The organism is bacterium (assembly GCA_016873475.1).
Lineage (GTDB): Bacteria > Krumholzibacteriota > Krumholzibacteriia > JACNKJ01 > JACNKJ01 > VGXI01.
The window spans coordinates 1-7498 of sequence record VGXI01000163.1 but is presented as its reverse complement, the minus strand read 5'-3'; the positions used below and the strand labels follow the sequence as shown (position 1 = coordinate 7498).

The following is a 7498-nucleotide window of genomic DNA, read 5'->3' as shown; positions in this document are numbered from 1 at the left end:
CCGGATGGACCGCCCGTTTGCGTCTGGATCCCACCCCTGCGCCAGCCCTCGCTCACGGGCCAGGCGGCGCGACCCTTTGGCGGAAGCGTGCTCGTTCGCGTGGATCTCGACGCGCGAGGGCAGGTGGTCCGCAGCGAGCTGCTCGACCGCGAGTTGCCCGATCTCCTCGCCATCGAGGCCCTCCGCGCCGCCCGCGCCAGCCGCTTCCGGCCCGCGCAGCGGGGCGGCCGTCCGCAGCCAGGCAGCTTGATCCTGCTCCTGCGCTTCCCGGGGCTTCCTGCTGCGGCAGGGTCCGCGGCGCCGGCCGACTCCGCCGCCCGCGCGCGCCCGGCGGCCGTGCCCGCCAGCGCCGCTCCGGCTGCGGTCGCGCCCCGCCCGGCAGCGCCGCCACCGCCGACGCTGCCGCACACGGCCGGCAAGCTGCGCGTCCTGGACGCCGGCTTCGGCCGGGGCGTGGAGAATCGCCGTCTCGTCGATCGCGGCCAGGTCTTCGCGCCCGGCGACAAGGTCTACTTCTGGATGGAAGTGGACGGGGCGACGCCGGGGCAGGTGCTGCGCCACGTCTGGATCTACCAGGGGCGCGAGCTGCAGGAGATCGCGCTCACGATCAGGGGTGAACGCTGGCCGACCTGGTCCTACAAGACTCTCTTCCCGCAGCAGCGCGGCGCTTGGCTGCTCGAGCTGCGCAATGCCGAGGACGATCTGCTCGGCAGCTGGTTCTGCTACTGCGAGTGAGCCGCGCCCGGCGCGCGGCGAGGAGGAGCCGACAGTGAAGGCGGTGCGCATCCACGAACACGGCGGTCCCGAGGTGCTCAGGCTCGAGGAGCGGCCCGAGCCCGGGGCGGGCCCGGGGCAGGTCCTCGTCGCGATCAAGGCTGCGGGCGTGAACCAGCTCGACACCTGGGTGCGCCGCGGTGTGCCGGGCCACCAGTTCCCGCTGCCCATCACGCCCGGTGCAGACGGCGCTGGGGTGGTGGCCGCCCTCGGTCCGGGCGCCCAGGGCCTGGCCGTGGGCGACCGCGTGGCCATCGCGCCCGGCTTCGCCTGCGGCCGCTGCGCGGAGTGCCTCTCCGGACGCGATCACTACTGCCGGCACTACGGCATCTACGGCGAGAGCGCGGACGGCACGGACTGCGAGCTGCTCGCCGTGCCGGCGGCGAACGCGCTGCCCCTGCCGGATGCGCTCAGCTTCGAGGCGGCGGCCGCCACGAGCCTGGTCTTCCTCACCGCCTGGGAGATGCTGATGGTGAAAGGCCGCGTGACGGGCGCGGACACGGTGCTCGTCCACGCGGCCGGCAGCGGCGTCTCGACGGCGGCGATCCAGATCGCCCGCTACGCGGGGGCGCGGGTGATCGCCACGGCGTCCAGCGACGAGAAGCTGGCGCGCGCCCGCACGCTGGGCGCTGCCGAGACCGTGAACTACAGCGACCCGGCCTGGCCGCAGACCGTGCGCGCGCTCACGGGCAAGCGGGGCTGCGACCTCATCGTCGATCACGTCGGCGCCGACACCTTCCCCGGCAGCCTGCGCGCGCTGGCCGCGGGCGGGCGCATCCTCTGCTGTGGCGCGAGCAGCGGGGCCGAGTTCTCGGCCAATCTGCGGCCCATCTTCTTCAAGAACCTGGCCATCGTCGGCAGCACGATGGGCAGCCGCGGCACCCTGCCGAACATCTACCGCCTCGTCGCCGACGGCACCTTCCAGGCCGTGATCGACAGCGTGCTGCCGCTGGCCGAGGTGGCCGAGGCGCACCGGCGGATCGCCGCGCGGCGCCTCTTCGGGAAGATTGTGCTGGTCCCCTAGGCCCTAGGGCGGTGTGCCGTTGCCGTAGCGCGCCTTCACCGCGCCCCAATGCGTGTCGGCGACCCCCGAGTCGGCGCAGCCCACCGCGTAGGCGCCGATCAGGAGCCCGCAGCCGTTGTTCGGCTCCGCGCAGGGCGAGTCCCAGCGCAGCTCGTAGGGCCGGCCGCCGCCGCCGCAGAACTGCGGATCCAGGGAGATGTTGCCGTCGCTGCCCGTGAGATCGGGCCAGACGAGGTAGTTGCCGCCCGCGTTCTCGTAGACGTCGTTGCAGTCGACCGTGTACGGCGTCAGCGCGATGCCCTGGATCCCCGGCCCCAGGTTGAAGGCCACGACGCACTGGGTGATCCGCGGCTCGTTCGTGAAGTCCCAGGACGAGCCGCCGTGGACGGCGGCCGCGCCGCCGCCGAGCGTGCCGTTGCCCACGATCGTGCAGCTGCGGATCAGCGCGTCGGCTTCGTAGGCGATGGCCGCGCCCGTGTTGCCGATGAAGAACGAGTACTCCACCGTCGGCCCGATGCCGTTGACCGACCCGTTGTAGATGACGAGCCCGTCGCCCAGGTTGTCGTGGCAGTAGAGGCCGGTGAAGTAGCCATAGAGGTCACTGAAGTGGATGCCGCTGCTGAAGGCGGCCTCGTTGCCGTAGACCTCCAGATTCTCCACCCAGTGCCCGCCCGCGGCCGGCGTGCCCCGCAGCCAGGCCCCGCCGCCTTCGGTGCCGGCGGCGCTCGAACGGTTGTTGCGCAGCACGCAGTCGACGATGACCGCGCTGCCGCGCGCGTAGAGGCCGATGCCGTAGAGAGGGCCCTTCGCCGTGCAGTCCTCGATGACGAGGTCGTGCAGGTAGGGATCGCCGATCGCCGAAAGCCCGCTGCCGTAGGGGCCCGCGCCCTGGCCGGCGCGCAAGGTCAGGTAGGCCAGCTCGTTCTCGCCGAAGAGATTGCTGCCGCCGAGCACGTGCCCCTGGTACTGGGCGTCGATCACCACGTCGGCGGGATCGCCCGTGCGCCCGAGCAGCGCGCAGCCCTGCGGCCAGATGAGCGCCGACTCGAAGTAGATGCCGGCAGCCAGGCTCACCGTGTCGCCGTAGCTCGCGGCGGCGAAGGCGGCTGCGATGCTCGCGTGGTCCTCGGGTACGCGCAGGAGCGCGGCCGGCACCGGCGCGGCGCCGGCCAGGAGCAGCAGCGCGGCGGCGAGGCCTCGCCGGCAGGCGCCGCCCATGCCTAGCGCGGCCCCAGGGGCTGGTGGTGAGTCCGATTGGCCGTCTCGAAGGGGAGCTCGACGGCCGCGGCCCCCGCGGAGAAGTCGTACTCGCTCACGCTGCAGGAGCAGTCGCGCTCGTCCCAGAGGAAGACCACCGAGCGCTCCTGCTCCCAGTAGAACCAGGTCTCGGTGATGAAGTGGCCGTCGCGGCGGGACTCGCTCTCGTCCGGCACTCCCTGCTCCGCAAGGACGCGATCCTGCTCCTTCTCGCAGCGCACGCAGTCGCCGCAGCCGGGCAGGAACGCGGCGGCGGCGAGAAGACAGAGGAGGGAGAAGGCGAGCCTGGGCATGGCGGGAAGCTAGCGCCAAGGGCCCGAACTCGGCAAGCGCAGCCTGGCGGCGGGCTAGCCCAGCAGGTGAGTCCGAATCGCCACGGCCAGGCCGTCCTGGTCGTGGGGCGGGGCGACGTGGTCGGCCGCCGCCTGCAGCTCCGCCGAGCCATTGCCCATGGCGATGCCCAGGCCCACCTCGCGCAGCAGCTCCAGGTCGTTGCGGCCGTCGCCGATGGCCGCCGTCTCCGCCAGGGGAATTCCCCGCAGCGCGCACCAGGCCGCGAAACCCTTCTCCTTGGAGGCTTCCCGGTGGAAGACCTCGAGGAACTGAGCCGGGCCATGGCCGCCGCGGCCGACCAGGCCCTGGACGGCCACCCGGCTGCCGGGCAGGGCGAGGGCGAGCATGGCCTCCCGGGCGGGGGCGACCCGCGGCGGGCTGTCGATGGTCGCCAGCGCGAGCGGGTCCTCGCCGAGTGCGGCGGCGAGGTCGGGCACCTGGCGCAGCTCGCCCTCGCCCTCGCGCCGGCGCACGCCGAGGTAGCGCGCCAGGCGCGTGTTCTCGGGCCCCGGCTCGCCCTCGACGAGCAGGGCGCCGCCGCGCGCGCGGTCGGTGAAGAGCATCGGCGTCAGGCCCTGAGCGCGATAGACGGCCAGGTAGGCCAGGGCCTCGGCGCGCGGCAGGGTGAGTTCGCGCAGCGTGGCGCCGCCGGGCCCGTCGATCATCAGCGCGCCGTTGTGGAGGATGAGATCGCTGGCCCCCAGCTCGGGATCGGCGCAACGGGCGAGCAGGCTGCGCGCCGAGCCCTCGTTGCGCCCGGTGATGATGACGATGCGCACCCCGGCCGCCCGCAACTCGCGCAGGGCGGCCAGGTTGGCCGCGCTCACCGGTCGGCGGGGATCCTCGACGTTGCTGATCAGGGTGCCGTCCAGGTCGACGGCCAGGGCCCGGCAGCGGCTTCGCGGCGCCATTGTTACCTCCGGCGGACAAGGTAGCGCCGCCGGTCCCGGCGGCCAAGGGGTCACCCTCAACTGACTGCACCGGCGGCCCCTGCTGGCAGGGGCCGCACTCAACTGCCTGCACCGGCGGCCCCTGCCAGCAGGGGCCGCACTCAACTGCCTGCACCGGCGGCCCCTGCCAGCAGGGGCCGCACTCAACTGATTGCACCGGCGGCCCCTGCCAGCAGGGGCCGCACTCAAGCTCGTTGCCCCGCTTGCCGATATCTGCTAGTCAGCACCCGGACCCGGGCGAAAGGCGATGGTATGGGCAACGGCATCCAGGCGATCGGTCTGCTCACGGGCGGCGGCGACGCTCCCGGCCTCAACGCCGTCATCCGCGCCGTCGTGCGCACGGCCACCCGCCACTACGGCTGGGACGTGATCGGCTTCCAGGACGGCTACGCCGGCCTCGTCACGCGGCAGTACCGCAAGCTCGGCCCCGACGACGTCTCCGGCCTCCTGATGCAGGGCGGCACCATCCTGGGCACCAGCAACACGGCCAACCCCTTCGCCTGGCACATCGGCGAGGGCGAGAAGCGCACCACCGTGGACCGCAGCCAGGAGGCCCTGGACGTCGTCCGCTCGCTCGGCCTGGACGCCCTCGCCTGCATCGGCGGCGACGGCACGCTCTCCATCGCCGACGGCCTCTCCCAACTCGGCGTGCCGGTGGTGGGCATCCCCAAGACCATCGACAACGACATCGAGGAAACGGACCAGACCTTCGGCTTCGACACGGCGGTGTCGATCGCGGTCGAGGCCATCGATCGCATCCACACGACGGCGCAGAGCCACCACCGGGTGATGATCGTCGAAGTCATGGGCCGCAACGCGGGCTGGCTGGCCCTGCACGCGGGCATCGCCTCGGGCGGCGACATCATCCTGATCCCGGAGATCCCCTACCGGCTCGACTCCATCTGCGACAAGATCCTCGAGCGCAATCGCAGCGGGCGGCGCTTCAGCATCCTCGTCGTGGCGGAGGGTGCGCGCACGGAGAGCGGCGAGAAGGTGGTCGCGCGGATGGTGGCCGAGAGCCCCGATCCCGTGCGCCTGGGCGGCATCGGCAACGTGGTGGCGCGGCAGATCGAAGAGCGCGTGAAGCTCGAGACGCGGGTGACCGTGCTCGGCCACCTCCTGCGCGGCGGCACGCCGACGGCCTACGACCGCGTGCTCGCCTCGCGCCTGGGCTCGCAGGCCGTGCACCTCCTGGCCCGCGGCGAGTCGGGGCAGATGGTGCGGCTCTACGAGAACCAGATCTCGAGCGTGCCGATCGCGAAGATCGCCAATCGCCAGCGCCTGGTGCCGGCGGACCACGACCTCGTCAAGCTGGGCCGCGAAACAGGCGTCTGCTTCGGCGACTAGGCGCTCGCCAGGAGCCGCTGCAGCTCGCCGAAGATCGCCTCTGAGTAGACCGGGTAGGCCGCTTCGAGCGCCGGGGTCAGGCGCTCGGAGAAGGTGCAGGCGTCGGCCACTTCCACGCCGAAGATGTGGATCGCGGCGTCGTCCGGCAGCGGCAGGCCGAGGCGCCGGCCGAGCGCCAGCGCCGTGGCGAAGTTCGTATCGTGCACGTTGTCCAGATGCAGGGTTTCCCGCAGGGCGCCGGCGTCGAAGGCGTGCCAGGCGCCGGGGCGGGCATCGCGGGTCAGCAGCGCGTCCAGCACGATCACCCGCTCGTGGCCGGCCAGCAGATCGAGCAGCTCGAGCCCGCCCACCGCGCAGTCGGCCTCCACGTGGAGCCCCGGCCGGCCGGCCAGGCGGACGGCGAAATCCGCCGCCAGGCGCGGGCCGATGCCGTCGTCGCCGAGGATCGGATTGCCCAGGCCCAGGAGCAGCGTGCTCATCGCTGGAGGCGGCGCCAGAGTTCGCCGCCGCGGTAGATGTCCACCTGGAGCGGCATCTTGCCGGGCAGGTAGTGGGTGGCGCAGCTGTAGCAAGGGTCGAAGGCGCGGAAGGCCATCTCGATCATGTTGAGAATGCCCTGGCTCGGCTCCTCGCCGGGCTTGATCATGGCCTGCGCCGCCTTCTTCGTGACCATCTGGATCGGCGCGTTGTTGTTCGTCGTACCGACGATCAGGTTCGCGCTCGTGCAGATCCCTTTCTCGTCGCAAGTGTAGTGGTGCGTGAGGGTGCCGCGCATGGCCTCGACGATCCCCACGCCCTCGCCCGTGATGCGCTGGGGCACGACCCGGTAGTCCTTCCCCGTGATCTCCGGATCGGCGCAGAAGCGCTCCAGGCACTCCACGTTCTGCAGCAGCTCGACCAGGCGCGCCCAGTGGTTGGCGAGCAGGGCCTTGCAGGGACGGCCGCCGAGGGTGGCGAAGAACTCCTCGTAGGCCACCTGGGCGCGCGGCGTCGCCATGCGCTCGGCCACGTTGAGGCGGGCCAGCGGTGTCGCGCAGTAGAGGCTCGAGTCGATGCCTTCGCGGAAGCCCCGCCAGCCGCGCTGCTTGAGATAGGGGAACTTCAAGTAGGTCCAGGGTTCGACGTGCTCGGCCACGTAGTGGCGGTACTCGGCGGGCTGGTAACGGCAGATCTCCCGGCCCTCGAAATCGACGACGCGCACTTCCCCGTCATAGAAGTTCGGCGCGCACTGCCTGTCGACGAGGCCCATGTTGTGCACGTCGAGGGTGTAGGGACCGTTCACGATCAGCTCGACGTAGGCCGGATTGCCGAGCACGAGATCGCGGAAGAGCTGGAGGGAGAAGTCCGCGAAGCTGGAGAGCTGGGCCACCAGCGGCTCGATCTCGGCCAGCTCCTCCTTGCTGAGACCCTTCGCCACGCCGCCCGGCAGGCACCAGACCGGGTGCGTGCTGCGCCCGCCGATGAGGCGCTGGATGTCCTGGGCGATGGCGCGCGCGCGGATCACCTGGCCGCCGATCTCGAGCCCGACCTTGCCGACGACGCCCAGGATGTTGCGCACGGCCGGGTCGGCATCGGGGCCGAGCACGAAGTCCGGCGCCGCCAGGGCGTAGAAGTGCGCGATGTGGCTGTGCACGTAGTGCGCCTGGTAGTACATCTCGCGCAGCTTGTGCGCCAGGGGCGGCACCTCGCCCCCGAAGCAACTGTCCACCGCCTTCGCGCTCGCCAGGTGATGGCTCGCCGGGCAGACCCCGCAGATGCGCGTGACGATGCGCGGCAACTCCTCGATCGGGCGGCCGATCACGAAGCGCTCGAA

General features: G+C 72.0%; 8 protein-coding genes. 3 read left to right on the top strand and 5 right to left on the bottom strand.

The features are described from left to right. The coding region (locus FJ251_11920; GenBank protein MBM4118419.1) for a DUF2914 domain-containing protein at window positions 1–735 on the top strand (735 nt) is incomplete at its 5' end. Window positions 736–769: 34 nt separating this feature from the next. After that, entirely contained in the window at window positions 770–1798 is a 1029-nt protein-coding gene (locus FJ251_11915) for a zinc-binding dehydrogenase (GenBank protein ID MBM4118418.1), read from the top strand. 3 nt (window positions 1799–1801) lie between these two features. Here FJ251_11915 and FJ251_11910 read toward each other — a convergent pair whose 3' ends face one another. Genes FJ251_11910 through FJ251_11900 form a run of 3 tightly spaced genes read right to left on the bottom strand, consistent with a single transcriptional unit; the run spans window position 1802 to window position 4299 of the window. Beyond that, a complete protein-coding gene (locus FJ251_11910) occupies window positions 1802–3016 on the bottom strand; it encodes a hypothetical protein (GenBank protein ID MBM4118417.1) in 1215 nt (404 codons plus the stop codon). Window positions 3017–3018: 2 nt separating this feature from the next. Beyond that, window positions 3019–3348, bottom strand: a complete 330-nt coding sequence (locus FJ251_11905; protein MBM4118416.1) for a hypothetical protein — start codon at window positions 3346–3348, stop codon at window positions 3019–3021. A gap of 54 nt (window positions 3349–3402) precedes the next feature. Then, window positions 3403–4299, bottom strand: a complete 897-nt coding sequence (locus tag FJ251_11900; GenBank protein ID MBM4118415.1) for an HAD family phosphatase — start codon at window positions 4297–4299, stop codon at window positions 3403–3405. 291 nt (window positions 4300–4590) lie between these two features. Between FJ251_11900 and FJ251_11895 the strand changes: the two genes are divergently transcribed. Beyond that, window positions 4591–5685 (top strand): 6-phosphofructokinase, encoded by a 1095-nt coding sequence (locus FJ251_11895; protein ID MBM4118414.1) that lies wholly within the window; start codon window positions 4591–4593, stop codon window positions 5683–5685. On the opposite strand, the gene FJ251_11890 is transcribed toward FJ251_11895, so the two are convergent. Together FJ251_11890 and FJ251_11885 are read right to left on the bottom strand one after the other, a co-directional pair. Continuing rightward, window positions 5682–6164, bottom strand: a complete 483-nt coding sequence (locus FJ251_11890) for a hydrogenase maturation protease (protein ID MBM4118413.1) — start codon at window positions 6162–6164, stop codon at window positions 5682–5684. The genes FJ251_11895 and FJ251_11890 overlap by 4 nt on opposite strands. Next, window positions 6161–7498 (bottom strand): Ni/Fe hydrogenase subunit alpha (locus tag FJ251_11885; protein MBM4118412.1); only part of this gene is annotated, 1338 nt, incomplete at its 5' end. The genes FJ251_11890 and FJ251_11885, both read right to left, overlap by 4 nt.